This is a genomic window from Enterobacter sp. BWH64 (assembly GCF_001037645.1).
In the GTDB taxonomy this organism is placed as follows: Bacteria; Pseudomonadota; Gammaproteobacteria; order Enterobacterales; family Enterobacteriaceae; genus Enterobacter; species Enterobacter hormaechei_C.
Genome location: NZ_KQ089922.1, coordinates 1360319 through 1374652 on the forward strand (window position 1 = coordinate 1360319; position 14334 = coordinate 1374652).

13 protein-coding genes are annotated in these 14334 nt (G+C 57.0%); 8 read left to right on the forward strand and 5 right to left on the reverse strand.

Annotated features, from left to right (window positions below):
* The first annotated feature begins 24 nt into the window (after nt 1-24).
* From fhuC to fhuB, 3 genes are read left to right on the forward strand one after another with little or no spacing between them, the layout of a single operon-like run.
* Nucleotides 25-822, forward strand: a complete 798-nt coding sequence (gene fhuC / locus SK50_RS06430) for a Fe3+-hydroxamate ABC transporter ATP-binding protein FhuC (RefSeq protein WP_003856242.1) — start codon at nt 25-27, stop codon at nt 820-822.
* Complete coding sequence (gene fhuD, locus SK50_RS06435; protein WP_045344477.1) at nt 822-1712, forward strand: Fe(3+)-hydroxamate ABC transporter substrate-binding protein FhuD; 891 nt, start codon at nt 822-824, stop codon at nt 1710-1712. The genes fhuC and fhuD overlap by 1 nt, the downstream gene beginning before the upstream one ends.
* Nucleotides 1709-3691: a Fe(3+)-hydroxamate ABC transporter permease FhuB gene (fhuB, locus tag SK50_RS06440; RefSeq protein WP_048229208.1), complete on the forward strand. Its 1983-nt coding sequence runs from the start codon at nt 1709-1711 to the stop codon at nt 3689-3691. The genes fhuD and fhuB overlap by 4 nt, the downstream gene beginning before the upstream one ends.
* Before the next feature lie 111 nt (nt 3692-3802).
* On the opposite strand, the gene hemL is transcribed toward fhuB, so the two are convergent.
* On the reverse strand, nt 3803-5083 hold the full coding sequence (gene hemL / locus SK50_RS06445; RefSeq protein ID WP_015572714.1) for a glutamate-1-semialdehyde 2,1-aminomutase: 1281 nt from the start codon (nt 5081-5083) through the stop codon (nt 3803-3805).
* Between the two features lie 177 nt (nt 5084-5260).
* On the opposite strand from hemL, the gene clcA reads away from it, so the two are divergent.
* Together clcA and erpA are read left to right on the forward strand one after the other, a co-directional pair.
* Nucleotides 5261-6661: a H(+)/Cl(-) exchange transporter ClcA gene (clcA, locus tag SK50_RS06450; RefSeq protein WP_045142230.1), complete on the forward strand. Its 1401-nt coding sequence runs from the start codon at nt 5261-5263 to the stop codon at nt 6659-6661.
* An 85-nt stretch (nt 6662-6746) separates the two neighbouring features.
* Nucleotides 6747-7091, forward strand: coding sequence for an iron-sulfur cluster insertion protein ErpA (gene erpA, locus SK50_RS06455; RefSeq protein ID WP_003856230.1), 345 nt, complete (start codon nt 6747-6749; stop codon nt 7089-7091).
* Nucleotides 7092-7149: 58 nt separating this feature from the next.
* On the opposite strand, the gene SK50_RS06460 is transcribed toward erpA, so the two are convergent.
* The 3 genes from SK50_RS06460 to mtnN are packed head-to-tail and all read right to left on the reverse strand — an operon-like array spanning nt 7150 to nt 9297.
* Nucleotides 7150-7773 (reverse strand): TRIC cation channel family protein, encoded by a 624-nt coding sequence (locus SK50_RS06460; protein WP_003856227.1) that lies wholly within the window; start codon nt 7771-7773, stop codon nt 7150-7152.
* 23 nt (nt 7774-7796) lie between these two features.
* A complete protein-coding gene (gene btuF / locus SK50_RS06465; protein WP_017383741.1) occupies nt 7797-8606 on the reverse strand; it encodes a vitamin B12 ABC transporter substrate-binding protein BtuF in 810 nt (269 codons plus the stop codon).
* Nucleotides 8599-9297: a 5'-methylthioadenosine/S-adenosylhomocysteine nucleosidase gene (gene mtnN, locus SK50_RS06470; RefSeq protein WP_003856223.1), complete on the reverse strand. Its 699-nt coding sequence runs from the start codon at nt 9295-9297 to the stop codon at nt 8599-8601. The genes btuF and mtnN overlap by 8 nt, the downstream gene beginning before the upstream one ends.
* Nucleotides 9298-9379: 82 nt before the next feature.
* Here mtnN and dgt point away from each other — a divergent pair, with 82 nt between their 5' ends.
* The 3 genes from dgt to SK50_RS06485 all read left to right on the forward strand — a co-directional run bounded on the left by dgt (nt 9380) and on the right by SK50_RS06485 (nt 13764).
* Nucleotides 9380-10894, forward strand: coding sequence for a dGTPase (gene dgt / locus SK50_RS06475; protein WP_045344480.1), 1515 nt, complete (start codon nt 9380-9382; stop codon nt 10892-10894).
* Between the two features lie 132 nt (nt 10895-11026).
* The gene (gene degP, locus SK50_RS06480) at nt 11027-12460 is read left to right on the forward strand and encodes a serine endoprotease DegP (RefSeq protein ID WP_045344481.1); all 1434 of its coding nucleotides are present in this window, start codon (nt 11027-11029) and stop codon (nt 12458-12460) included.
* A gap of 146 nt (nt 12461-12606) precedes the next feature.
* Entirely contained in the window at nt 12607-13764 is a 1158-nt protein-coding gene (locus SK50_RS06485; protein WP_003856217.1) for a CdaR family transcriptional regulator, read from the forward strand.
* Between the two features lie 89 nt (nt 13765-13853).
* Here the strand turns inward: SK50_RS06485 and SK50_RS06490 are convergent, their stop codons facing one another.
* The gene (locus tag SK50_RS06490) at nt 13854-14243 is read right to left on the reverse strand and encodes a DUF3461 family protein (protein WP_015572719.1); all 390 of its coding nucleotides are present in this window, start codon (nt 14241-14243) and stop codon (nt 13854-13856) included.
* Nucleotides 14244-14334 lie beyond the last annotated feature (91 nt).

The window sequence follows — 14334 nt, forward strand, 5'->3', positions numbered from 1 at the left end:
CCCTTTTTATTTAAGTTGGCTGACATGCAGGATAATAAAACGCAATCCGACTCCACCTTCACGCTTAACAATCTCTCCTTTCGCGTACCCGGGCGCACCTTGCTGCATCCGCTCTCTTTGACGTTTCCCGCAGGTAAAGTGACCGGTTTAATCGGGCACAATGGTTCCGGTAAATCGACGCTGCTGAAGATGCTGGGTCGTCATCAGCCGCCGTCCGAGGGCGACATATTGCTGGATGACCAGCCGCTGGCGAGCTGGAGCAGTAAGGCCTTTGCCCGCAAGGTGGCCTATCTGCCGCAGCAGTTGCCGCAGGCGGAGGGGATGACGGTGCGCGAGCTGGTGGCGATTGGACGTTATCCGTGGCACGGTGCGCTCGGGCGTTTTGGCGTCGCTGACAGAGAGAAAGTGGAAGAGGCGATCGCGCTGGTTGGGTTAAAACCGCTGGCGCACCGTCTGGTGGATAGCCTGTCCGGTGGCGAGCGTCAGCGCGCATGGATCGCGATGCTGGTGGCGCAGGACAGCCGCTGCCTGCTGCTCGACGAACCCACGTCGGCGCTGGACATTGCGCATCAGGTTGACGTCCTGGCGCTGGTGCATCGCTTAAGTCAGCAGCGCGGCCTGACGGTGATTGCCGTTCTGCATGATATCAACATGGCGGCACGCTATTGCGACTACCTGGTAGCGCTGCGCGGCGGTGAAATGATCGCTCAGGGTACGCCTGCCGAACTGATGCGCAGCGAAACGCTGGAACATATCTACGGTATTCCTATGGGCATCCTGCCTCACCCGGCCGGTGCTGCACCCGTGAGCTTTGTCTACTGATGCTGGATCCAACATTCATTAGCCGCCGTCGCCTGCTGACGGCCATGGCGCTCTCACCGCTGCTGTTAAAGATGGGTCCGGCCCGCGCTGCCTCTATCGATCCGCACCGCATCGTGGCGCTGGAGTGGTTGCCCGTCGAACTGATGATGGCGCTTGGCGTGACGCCTTACGGCGTGGCCGATATTCCCAACTACACCCTGTGGGTGAATGAGCCAAAACTGCCGGACTCCGTCATCGACATTGGCCTGCGTACGGAGCCGAACCTTGAGCTTCTCACCCAGATGAAACCGTCTTATTTATTCTGGTCTGCGGGGTATGGCCCGTCGGAAGAGACCATGGCGAAGATTGCGCCCGGACGGGGCTTTTCCTTTAGCGACGGCAAAAAGCCGCTGACCATGGCAAAAAATTCCATCCACGAGATGGCGCAGTTTCTCAACCGTGAGGCTCAGGCGAAAAAACATCTCGATGAATTTGATGCGCTGATTGATTCCCTCAAGCCGCGCTTTGCCCATCGTGGCGATCGGCCTTTGCTGATGGTAACCCTGCTGGATGCCCGCCATATGCTGGTCTTTGGAAATAACTGTCTGTTCCAGGAAGTGCTCGACAGCTTTGGCATTCGCAATGCCTGGGAAGGCGAGATGACGTTCTGGGGCAGTACCGCCGTGGGTATTGACCGTCTGGCGGCGTTTCGTGATGTGGACGTGCTGTGCTTCGATCACGGGAACGAGCGCGAGATGCAAACCCTGATGGCGACCCCGCTCTGGCAGGCAATGCCGTTCGTCCGCGAGCAGCGCTTCCTGCGCGCGCCAGCGGTATGGTTCTACGGCGCGACGCTGTCGGCAATGCATTTTGCCCGCGTGCTGGACAATGCACTGGGAGGCAAGGCATGAGCACGCGTATGGCCCGTTTCCCGATGTTACTGTTAGCGCTCATGTTTCTGGCTGCCCTGGTGTTAACCGGCTTTAACCTGACCACGGCGTTACCGCGCGATCAGTGGGCAGCCGCGTTTGCCGCACCGGATATCGATAATATTCAGCAAATGCTGTTCCACTACAGCCTGCTGCCGCGTCTGGCTATCTCCCTGCTGGTCGGGGCGGGACTGGGACTGGTGGGCGTACTGTTTCAGCAGGTGCTGCGTAACCCGCTGGCAGAGCCGACCACGCTGGGCGTGGCGACGGGGGCTCAGCTGGGGATCACCATCACCACTCTCTGGACCCTGCCGGGAGCGTTAACCTCGCAGTTTGCCGCGCTGGCAGGCGCATGTGTGGTCGGTGCGCTTGTCTTTGGCGTGGCCTGGGGAAAACGTCTCTCGCCGGTCACGCTGATCCTCGCGGGGCTGGTCGTCAGCCTCTACTGTGGGGCGATCAACCAGCTGCTGGTGCTGTTTCACCACGACCAGCTGCAAAGCATGTTTATGTGGAGTACCGGCACGCTCACCCAGACCGACTGGAGTATCGTCCAGCGCCTGTGGCCGCAGCTGTTCGGCGGCGTGGTGCTGACGCTGCTGCTGCTGCGTCCGCTGACGTTGATGGGCCTCGATGACGGCGTGGCGCGCAATCTGGGGCTGGCGCTGTCGCTGGCGCGTCTGGCGGCCCTGACCCTGGCGATTGTGCTGAGTGCGTTACTGGTTAACGCCGTCGGCATCATCGGTTTTATCGGCCTGTTTGCGCCGTTGCTGGCAAAAATGCTCGGCGCACGCCGTCTGCTGGCGCGGCTGATGCTGGCTCCGCTGATTGGCGCGCTGATCCTCTGGCTTTCCGATCAACTCATTCTCTGGCTGGCGCGCGTCTGGATGGAAGTTTCCACGGGCTCGGTGACGGCCCTGATCGGCGCGCCGCTGCTGCTGTGGCTGTTGCCGCGCCTGCGCAGCATTAGCGCCCCGGCAATGGATGCCGGCGATAAAGTACATGCCGAACGTCAGTCGGTGGTGTGGTTCAGCCTTGCCGGACTGGCGGTGCTGGTTATCGTCTCGTTTGCCGCACTCTCGCTGGGACGCGACGCCACAGGCTGGCACTGGGCGACGGGGGATTTGCTGCATGAACTCATGCAGTGGCGCTGGCCGCGGATCTTCTCCGCGCTGATTGCGGGCGTCATGCTGGCGGTGGCGGGCTGTATTATCCAGCGTCTCACCGGCAACCCGATGGCAAGCCCGGAAGTATTAGGGATCAGCTCCGGAGCCGCGTTTGGCGTAGTGTTGATGTTGTTCCTCGTGCCGGGAAATGCGTTCGGCTGGCTGATGCCTGCCGGGAGTATCGGCGCGGCAGTCACGCTGATGATTATCCTGATCGCCTCCGGGCGAGGGGGGTTCTCACCTCACCGCATGCTGCTGGCCGGGATGGCGCTCAGCACCGCGTTTACTATGCTGCTGATGATGTTGCAGGCGAGCGGCGATCCGCGCATGGCGCAGATCCTGACCTGGATTTCCGGTTCAACGTACAACGCCACCGGCAGTCAGGTGGTGCATACCGGGATTGTGATGATCGTGCTGCTGGCGATTGTGCCGCTGTGCCGTCGCTGGATGACCATTCTGCCGCTGGGTGGGGATACCGCCCGCGCGGTCGGGGTGGCGCTGACGCCAACGCGTATCGCCCTGTTGCTGCTGGCCGCGTGCCTGACGGCGACGGCCACCATGACTATCGGCCCGCTCAGTTTTGTCGGATTAATGGCGCCGCACATCGCCCGTATGATGGGCTTCCGCAGGACTTTGCCGCATATCGTGATCTCTGCGCTGACGGGCGGAGCGATCCTGGTCTTTGCTGACTGGTGCGGAAGGATGGTGCTGTTTCCGTATCAGATCCCGGCGGGCCTGCTGTCGACCTTTATCGGCGCGCCGTACTTTATATATCTGTTGAGAAAGCAGAGTCGGTAATAAAAGTAAACGGCAATCCTTAGATTGCCGTTTTCGTGTTTGCTCCCTCTCCCAAGGGAAGATGGAGAACATCGTAGGCCGGGTAAGCGTTAGCGCCACCCGGCAATGCCCTTAGAGCTTCGCAAACACCTTACGCGCTGCGTCGATGGTGTTATTGATATCTTCTTCGCTGTGCGCCACGGACATAAAGCCCGCTTCAAACGCTGACGGGGCCAGATACACGCCTTCTTCCAGCATCAGGTGGAAGAAGCGTTTGAAGCGTTCCACGTCGCATTTCACCACGTCCTGATAGCAGGTCACGGTTTTCGCATCGGTGAAGAAAATCCCGAACATCCCGCCGACGTGGTTTACCACCAGCGGAATACCCGCGTCTTCTGCGGCTTCCAGCAGGCCGTTTGCCAGCTGCGTCGTCCGGTCCGTCAGGGTTTCGTGGATACCCGGCTGCGCCACTTCGGTCAGACAGGCAAAGCCCGCCGCCATCGCAATCGGGTTACCGGAGAGCGTACCCGCCTGGTAAACCGGACCGGTTGGCGCCAGCGCGTCCATCACGTCCTTACGGCCGCCAAACGCGCCGACAGGCATGCCGCCGCCAATGATTTTACCGAGGCAGGTCAGATCCGGCTCTACGCCGTAGTATGACTGCGCTCCCGCCAGCGCGACGCGGAAACCGGTCATCACTTCGTCGATGATCAGCAGCGCGCCGAACTCATCGCACAGTGCGCGCAGGCCCGGCAGGAAATCCGGCTGCGGTGGAATACAGTTCATGTTGCCCGCCACCGGTTCAACGATGATGCAGGCGATCTCCTGCGGATACTGCTCGAACGCGGCGCGAACGGTGTTCAGATCGTTATAGGTGCAGGTCAGCGTGTGTTTCGCGAAATCAGCCGGCACCCCCGGGGAGTTCGGTTGACCGAGCGTCAGCGCGCCGGAACCGGCTTTTACCAGCAGGCAGTCGGCGTGGCCGTGATAACAACCTTCGAACTTGATGATCTTGTCACGACCGGTAAAACCGCGCGCCAGACGGATAGCGCTCATGGTCGCTTCGGTACCGGAGTTCACCATACGCACCATGTCCATCGTTGGCACCAGCTCGGTGACCAGCTCCGCCATTTTGACTTCCATCTCGGTTGGCGCGCCGAAGCTCAGGCCGCGCTGAGCGGCTTCAATCACCGCGTTGCGGATCGCCGGGTGGTTGTGCCCCAGTACCATCGGGCCCCAGGAGCCGACGTAATCGACATAGGCTTTACCATCCACATCATACAGATATGCCCCATCCGCACGTTCGATAAACAGCGGGGTGCCACCCACGCCGGTAAAGGCGCGCACGGGTGAATTCACGCCGCCTGGGATAAGCTCGCGGGCTGCGCTGTAGAGGTTTTCAGACTTGCTCATGGCGTCGTTCCTGGTTCGTAGAAATAAGTTAAGGCAACTATTCTAAGTGATTCGGAAGAGGTTATAAAATTTTTGCCCCTCAGAAGGCTTAACAATTGTTAAGTATTTTTCAGGGGACGAGGGGATTGTCTCTGGTAGAATCCCTGCGGCCTTTTGTATGACGAAACAGAACAGGTAATGAACGAGAACACACCTTCTTTTGAACAACAACAGTTTACGCGCGCGAAGCACCGGGTCAGTATCCGGCGGCTGCTCAACCGTGACAAAACCCCGTTAGCCATTCTGCTGGCAGCCGCCGTGGTCGGTACGCTGGCCGGGCTGGTGGGGGTCGCATTCGAGAAAGCGGTCAACGCGGTGCTCAACTGGCGCATAGGTACCGTCGCCAGCTTTGCCGATCGGGAATGGCTGGTCTGGGTGTGGGCCTTTGGCCTTTCGGCGCTGTTTGCCATGGTGGGGTATTTTCTGGTGCGTAAATTCGCACCTGAAGCAGGTGGCTCGGGGATCCCTGAAATTGAGGGGGCGCTGGAGGAGCTACGCCCGGTTCGCTGGTGGCGGGTGCTTCCTGTGAAATTTATCGGCGGGATGGGAACCCTCGGGGCGGGCATGGTGCTCGGTCGGGAAGGGCCAACGGTACAGCTGGGCGGTAACGTCGGGCGCATGGTCGGCGATCTGCTCCGTATGCGCAGCGCCGAAGCACGGCATACGCTGCTGGCGACGGGGGCCGCAGCGGGGCTGTCTGCGGCGTTTAACGCGCCGCTGGCGGGTATCCTGTTTATCATTGAAGAGATGCGTGCCCAGTTCCGCTACAACCTGATCTCCATTAAAGCGGTGTTTACCGGCGTGATTATGTCGAGCATTGTCTTTCGCGTCTTTAACGGCGAAGGAGCGGTGATTGAAGTTGGCAAGCTGACCAATGCGCCGGTCAATACTTTATGGCTGTATCTGGTTCTTGGGATGATTTTTGGCGTCGTCGGCCCGCTTTTTAACACCCTGATTTTACGGGCGCAGGATATGTTTCAGCGCATCCATGGCGGAAATACCACGAAATGGGTGCTGGTGGGAGGCCTGCTTGGCGGCGTGTGCGGGATCCTCGGCTTCATCGAACCGAATGCGGCGGGCGGCGGTTTCGGCCTGATTCCCATTGCCGCGGCGGGGAATTTCAGCGTAGGCCTGCTGCTGTTTATGTTTATTTCACGCGTCATCACCACGGTATTGTGCTTCTCCTCTGGCGCCCCGGGCGGCATTTTTGCTCCGATGCTGGCACTGGGGACGCTGCTGGGTACGGCGTTCGGGATGGCGGCGGCGGCAGGTTTCCCGGCCTACCATCTGGAGGCGGGGACGTTTGCGGTTGCGGGAATGGGGGCGCTGCTGGCGGCCTCCCTGCGCGCGCCGCTGACCGGGATCGTACTGGTGCTGGAAATGACCGACAATTACCAGCTCATTTTGCCAATGATCATTACCTGTCTCGGCGCGACACTATTAGCCCAATTCCTGGGTGGAAAACCGCTATACTCCACCATTCTTGCCCGTACCCTGGCGAAACAGGAAGCTGAACAGGCCCTGAAGCAGAATACTTGAATGAATTACCAGGGTATTAGATAATGACAAAAAGAATTGGGTGATTTTTGCCCAATAGCAGTCGCAGTATTCATGGGAGCATAAGATGAGTGATGACGTAGCGTTGCCGCTGGAATTTACCGAAGCAGCAGCGAAAAAAGTGAAAACCCTGATCGCCGACGAGGACAATCCGGATCTGAAACTGCGTGTTTATATTACCGGCGGCGGCTGTAGTGGCTTCCAGTATGGTTTTACCTTTGACGATCAGGTTAACGATGGTGATATGACTATCGAGAAACAGGGCGTCGCGCTGGTGGTTGACCCGATGAGCCTGCAATATCTGGTGGGCGGTTCAGTGGACTACACTGAAGGTCTGGAAGGTTCGCGCTTTGTGGTGACTAACCCGAATGCGACCAGCACCTGCGGGTGTGGTTCTTCGTTCAGTATTTAAGCCTGAATGCAGATTGTAGGCCCGGTAAGCGAAGCGCTACCGGGCTTATAAACGACGCCTATCTTGAATTTTCATCCAGCGCAAACGTCGGCAGCTTCAGGTGCCAGCGTATCGCCGCTAAACGGATCACCAGCGTGACCACCATCCCCAGCATCGCCGCATTCTCCAGCGGGACAGCAAAGGTGTAATACGCCGTGGCGTGAACAATCCCCCCGATGATACAGGCCGTCGCGTAGATTTCCGTTCGCAGGATCATCGGGACTTCTCGCGCCAGTATGTCGCGAATAATCCCTCCGCCCACGCCGGTTAACACGCCCATACAGATCGCCACCAGCGGGCCAGTCCCGGCAATAAAGGCTTTATTCACCCCTATCCCCACAAAGACTGCCAGACCGACGGCATCCAGCACCGGTAATATCCATTTTGGCAGTCTGCGAGGCTGACGAACCAGCACGATGGTTAACAGGCAGGTGACCATCGCCACCACCAGATCCGTGGGATCTTTTACCCAAAATACCGGGCCATTTGCCAGCGCCATATCGCGGATCGTTCCGCCTCCCACTGCCGTAACGACGCCGAGTACCAGTACGCCAAAAGGGTCCATGCGCAGTTTTCCGGCAAGCAAAACGCCGGAGATAGCAAAAACGGCTGTGCCAAGAATATCCAGCCAATACACGAGCATCGTTAAATCCTCGAAGGGGGTATTTATCTGTTTGAGTGACTCTCTGCCAGTTCGGCGCAGAGTTGTTTTGCGGCGAGGATAATACGCGGGCTGGCGCGTTCAAACCAGTCGCTGTTGAGTGCGATGACCGGAATTTTAAGCTGCCGATGCCAGAATTGTTCTATTTTAGGAATCTCGCTCGCATTTCCGACCACCACAATGGCCTGCGGTTGTCGCGCAAGAACCTGCTCACGACTGACCTGGGGCCAGGGAACCCGGCTTTCTGCAAAGATATTTTCACCTCCACAGGTTTCAAGCACCTGGTTCTGGATCGAGCCTTTCCCGGTAGTGAACAGCGGCTGACTGCCAAATTGCAGAAAAACGCGTTGTTTCGGTTGCGTGCCGTATCGGGCTTTTAGCGCGGCATAGTCGTTGAGCATCTGCTGTGCAGCCTGCCCGGCGCGTTGGGGGGTAGGGCTGAAAGGCGCGAGGTCACGGAGGGTTTGCGCCACCTGTTCGATGCTCACCGCGTCCACCCATTTCACCGTTATTCCCAGCGAAGAGAGCTGGTTCACCTGCCGTTCGGCATTACCGCCGCGCCAGGCGAGGACCAGATCGGGCTTTAGCGCCACGATGCGTTCCAGGTTCATTCCCTGCCAGGTGGCAACCTGTTCGATATGGGCGGCCTGCGGTGGATAATCGGAAAAGCTGCTCACCGCAACGGGCGTGATCCCGGCGGCAAACGCCAGTTCCGTATTGGCAGGGGAGAGAGTGATCACCCGCGGCGCGGCGATGAGCCAGGCCGGAGCGAGCAGAAGCAGGGCGACCAGCGCCCTGAATGACACCTTACCCACGCGCCAGTTTCTGCACCAGGGTTTCCACCATCACGGTGGACTGTTTGGCCGCAACGGCCAGGAATTCGTCGAAGCTGATGTGGGACTGCTGGTCCGCCACGTCAGAGATCGCGCGAACGACCACGAACGGCACGCTGAAGTTATGGCATACGTGCGCGATGGCTGTGGCTTCCATCTCCACGGCCACAGCCTGCGGGAAGTTATGACGGATTTTCGCCAGACCGACAGAGCCGTTGATAAAGGCATCGCCGCTGACGATCAGGCCACGCACCGCATTGAGGTTCAGCTCGTTAATGCAGCTTTCAGCGGCGGCAATCAGCTTATCATCCGCTTTAAACCCGGCCGGGCAGCCCGGAAGCTGACCATATTCGTAGCCGAATGCGGTGACATCTGCATCGTGATAACGCGCTTCGTCGGAAACCACGATATCGCCCACTTTCAGCGTCGGCGCCAGACCGCCCGCAGAACCCGTATTAATGATAACGTCAGGCTTGCAGCGCTCAAGCAGCAGGGTCGCGCCCAGTGCCGCTGCAACTTTACCGATGCCTGATTTCAGCAGAGCCACGTCAACACCGTTCAACTGGCCGGTGTAGATCTCACAGCCACCGAGGGAGAGGGTCTGACGGTTCTCAATTTTGTCACGCAGCAGCGTAACTTCTTCTTCCATTGCACCAATAATGCCGATTTTCATAGATTTACTCGCGATGTGCCTTGTTAAGATGCATAGTCTATCATGCGGTTAAGGGGAAACGCATTCTCACGCGGGGGAGCACATGGCACCAATCGATTTTCGCACCAAAATTAACTGGCACCGACGTTTCCGTTCGCCACAGGGCGATAAGAGCGAACATGAGATCCTGCGCATTTTCGAAAGCGATCGCGGACGCATCATCAACTCGCCCGCTATCCGTCGGTTACAGCAAAAAACCCAGGTGTTCCCGCTGGAGCGTAACGCCGCGGTGCGTACGCGGTTAACGCACTCCATGGAAGTGCAGCAGGTGGGGCGCTACATTGCGAAAGAGATCCTCAGTCGCCTTAAAGAGCAACGTCTGCTGGAAACCTACGGACTGGATGAACTGACCGGGCCGTTCGAAAGCATCGTTGAGATGGCCTGCCTGATGCACGATATCGGCAATCCTCCCTTTGGTCATTTCGGCGAGGCCGCCATCAATGACTGGTTTAAACAGCGGCTTTTTCCCTCTGACGCCATAAGCCAGCCGCTCAGCGATGACCGCTGTGTGGTACGCGATTTATGCCTGCGTGAAGGCGAAGATAGCCTGAACGATCTGCGCCGTAAGGTGCGCCAGGATCTGTGTCATTTCGAAGGTAACGCGCAGGGGATCCGTCTGGTGCACTCCCTGATGCGGATGAATCTGACCTGGGCCCAGGTGGGCTGTATTCTTAAATACACGCGTCCCGCATGGTGGACCGGAGAAACGCCCGCCACGCATAGCTACCTGATGAAAAAACCGGGCTATTACTTATCGGAAGAAGCATACATCGCGCGGTTGCGTAAAGAACTGTCTCTGACCCCTAATGGCCGTTTTCCATTGACATGGATTATGGAAGCGGCTGATGACATTTCTTATTGCGTGGCCGATCTGGAAGACGCGGTGGAAAAAAGAATATTCAGCGTCGAGGAGCTGTATCAGCATCTTCATGATGCCTGGGGAGAGCATGAAAAAGGTTCTCTGTTTGCGCAGGTCGTCGAGAATGCCTGGGATAAATCGCGTTCAAATTCGCTGAGCCGCAGTACCGAAGATCAGTTCTTTATGTATTTGCGGGTGAACACGCTGAATAAACTGGTGCCGTATGCGGCCGCCCGTTTCATTGATAATTTGCCGATGATATTTAGCGGGGAATTTAATCACGCCCTGCTGGAAGATGAGAGCAGTTTTAGTCAGCTTCTTGAATTATATAAAAACGTGGCTGTTCGCCATGTTTTCAGCCACCCGGATGTCGAACAGCTGGAGCTGCAAGGATACCGGGTTATCAGCGGGTTGCTGGAGATTTATGGCCCGCTGCTCCAGCTGACGGTCGATGAGTTCAGTGAGCTGGTCGAAAATGAACGTGTTCGCCGCCTGCCGATTGAATCTCGTCTCTATCAGAAGCTTTCAACCCGCCACCGGCTGGCATACATTGAAGCCGTCAGTAAAATAGAACGCCATTCTTCCCAATGGCCAGTCATGGAATATTATTATCGCTGTCGTCTTATCCAGGACTATATCAGCGGGATGACAGATTTGTATGCCTGGGATGAATACCGCAAGCTTATGGCCGTTGAATAAGCCATGAGTTTTGTAAAGACGACCAATAAATTTTTACTTTTTCCATAAACTTAATCCCGGAACTAAGCGGTATAAAACGAATCTGAGTTACACAGCAATTTTGCGTTATCTGGTAAATCGAGATTGAGAAACATGAAAAAAACCACATTAGCAATGAGTGCACTGGCTCTGAGTTTAGGTTTAGCGCTGTCCCCTCTGGCGATGGCGGCCGAGACAGCTTCCTCGGCAGCGACTGCGCAGCAGATGCCAAGCCTGGCCCCGATGCTCGAAAAAGTGATGCCATCGGTGGTGAGTATTAACGTTGAGGGCAGCACGACCGTCAATACGCCGCGTATGCCGCGTAATTTCCAGCAGTTCTTCGGCGATAATTCGCCATTCTGCCAGGACGGTTCGCCATTCCAGAGCTCCCCGTTCTGTCAGGGCGGCGGCGCAGGGGATGACGGCATGGGCGGCGGCCAGCAGCAGAAATTCATGGCACTCGGCTCGGGCGTGATTATTGATGCAGCGAAAGGCTACGTGGTGACCAATAACCACGTGGTAGATAATGCTAACACCATTAAGGTGCAGATGAGCGATGGCCGTAAATTCGATGCCAAAGTGGTTGGTAAAGACCCGCGCTCCGACATCGCGCTGATTCAAATCCAGGATCCGAAGAACCTGACGGCGATTAAGCTTGCCGACTCTGACGCGCTGCGCGTGGGTGACTACACCGTCGCCATCGGTAACCCATTTGGTCTGGGCGAAACCGTGACCTCGGGTATCGTCTCTGCGCTGGGACGTAGCGGCCTGAATGCGGAAAACTATGAAAACTTCATTCAGACGGATGCGGCCATTAACCGTGGTAACTCCGGCGGTGCGCTGGTTAACCTGAACGGTGAGCTGATCGGTATCAACACCGCTATCCTGGCACCGGACGGTGGCAACATCGGTATCGGCTTTGCTATCCCGAGCAACATGGTGAAAAACCTGACTGCGCAGATGGTGCAATATGGACAGGTGAAACGCGGTGAGCTGGGGATCATGGGTACCGAACTGAACTCCGAGCTGGCGAAAGCGATGAAAGTGGACGCTCAGCGCGGCGCATTCGTAAGCCAGGTCATGCCGAACTCTTCGGCGGCGAAAGCCGGCATTAAAGCGGGTGACGTGATCACCTCTCTGAACGGTAAGCCGATCAGCAGCTTTGCCGCCCTGCGTGCGGAAGTGGGTTCTATGCCAATCGGCAGTAAAGTGACCCTCGGCCTGCTGCGTGAAGGTAAGCCGGTTAACGTGAGCCTGGAACTGCAACAAAGCAGTCAGAATCAGGTCGATTCCAGCACCATCTTCAGCGGTATTGAAGGTGCCGTGATGAGCAACAAAGGGGCAGATAAAGGCGTGGTGGTGAACAACGTGAAAGCGAACTCACCTGCTGCCCGTATCGGCCTGAAAAAAGGTGATGTGATCATGGGCGCTAACCAGCAGCCGGTGAAAAACATCGCTGAACTGCGCAAAATTCTCGACAGCAAGCCTTCTGTGCTGGCACTGAATATTCAGCGTGGTGATACCTCTATTTATCTCCTGATGCAGTAATCTTCTTAAGCCCCTGTTCGCAGGGGCTTTCTCTTTTCTGTGACCTTTCCCACAACTCCATACATCTCTCTCTGCCTTTGGGCATCTGCACAATGCAGCCTTAGCTGAACTTCCCTATGCTTGAGCTCTGCTCACGGGAGGGTTATATGGCTGGCTGGCATCTTGATACCAAAATGGCGCAGGATATCGTGGCGCGAACCATGCGCATCATTGATACCAATATCAACGTAATGGATGCCCGCGGGCGCATTATCGGCAGCGGCGATCGTGAGCGTATTGGGGAATTGCACGAAGGGGCGTTGCTGGTGCTCTCTCAGGGGCGCGTGGTCGACATCGATGACGCCGTGGCGAAACATCTGCACGGGGTCCGTCAGGGGATCAACCTGCCGCTGCGTCTGGAAGGAGAGATTGTTGGCGTTATCGGTCTGACCGGCGACCCTGAATCGCTGCGTAAATACGGTGAGCTGGTCTGCATGACGGCGGAGATGATGCTGGAGCAGTCGCGTCTGATGCATCTGCTCGCCCAGGACAGCCGCCTGCGTGAAGAGCTGGTGATGAATTTGATTCAGGCGGAGGAGCACACGCCTGCTCTGAGCGAATGGGCGCAGCGTCTGGGTATCGACCTGAATCAGCCTCGCGTAGTCGCCGTTATTGAGGTGGATAGCGGCCAGCTTGGTGTGGACAGCGCCATGGTGGAGCTACAGCAGCTGCAAAACATGCTGGCGACGCCGGAGCGTAACAACCTGGTGGCGATTGTCTCTTTGACGGAAATGGTGGTGCTCAAGCCTGCGCTTAATCAGTTTGGTCGCTGGGACGCGGAAGATCATCGTCGCCGCGTTGAGCTGCTCATCGAGCGCATGAAGGAGAACGGACAGCTCCGTTTTCGCGTCGCGCTGGGAAATTACTTTACCGGGCCGGGAAGTATTGCCCGTTCATGGCGAACGGCGCGCACCACCATGATGGTGGGTAAACAGCGCATGCCGGAGAGCCGCAGTTATTTCTATCAGGATCTGATGCTGCCGGTCCTGCTCGACAGCCTGCGCGGTGGCTGGCAGGCCAACGAGCTGGCGCGTCCGCTGGTGCGTCTGAAAGCGATGGACAACAACGGGCTGCTGCGCCGCACGTTGCAGGCGTGGTTCCGGCATAACGTGCAGCCGCTGGCAACGTCAAAAGCGCTGTTTATTCACCGTAATACGCTGGAGTATAGGCTAAACCGGATCTCGGAACTGACGGGGCTGGATTTAGGGAATTTTGACGACCGGCTACTGCTGTATGTGGCGTTGCAGCTGGATGAACAGAGATGATGCTGTTTGCCGGGTGGCGGCTTCGCCTTACCCGGCCTACATGTGTTCGTAGGCCCGGTAAGCGAAGCGCCACCGGGCAATAAAACGGCTCATTTGTTACGCGTCAATTTCTCAAGATCCGCTTCAATCTCGCTGATCTTATTGGTGACTACGCTTTCCAGGTGACGCAGGTCGTCAAGGATCTTACGTTTCAGATCGACTTCGCTGCGATCGCGCTGGCAGATTTGATCGAGTTCGTCGATCACGTAGCGCAGGTTAGGGCTGATTTCCTGTACTTCTTTATATCCCTGACCGATACCGTCAGCGACAACGGTCTTACGCTGGCGAGGGTATTTAAACTTCACGCTTTTGGCGAAGAACTCTCCTTTGTCCTTGTGAAAATAGATTTTCAAAATATCGTTATTGGCTTCCTGGCGGAGACTATAACGATCAATTTCATCAGGATTGGTAATGCCCAGACTTTTCAGATTATCGTACATAGCGGTACCCTTGATCTCAACATAACCTATGAATAATTAACGAAAAAATCTATTTTCGCCACCTTCGGATATAAAAAAAGCGGGGTTGCCC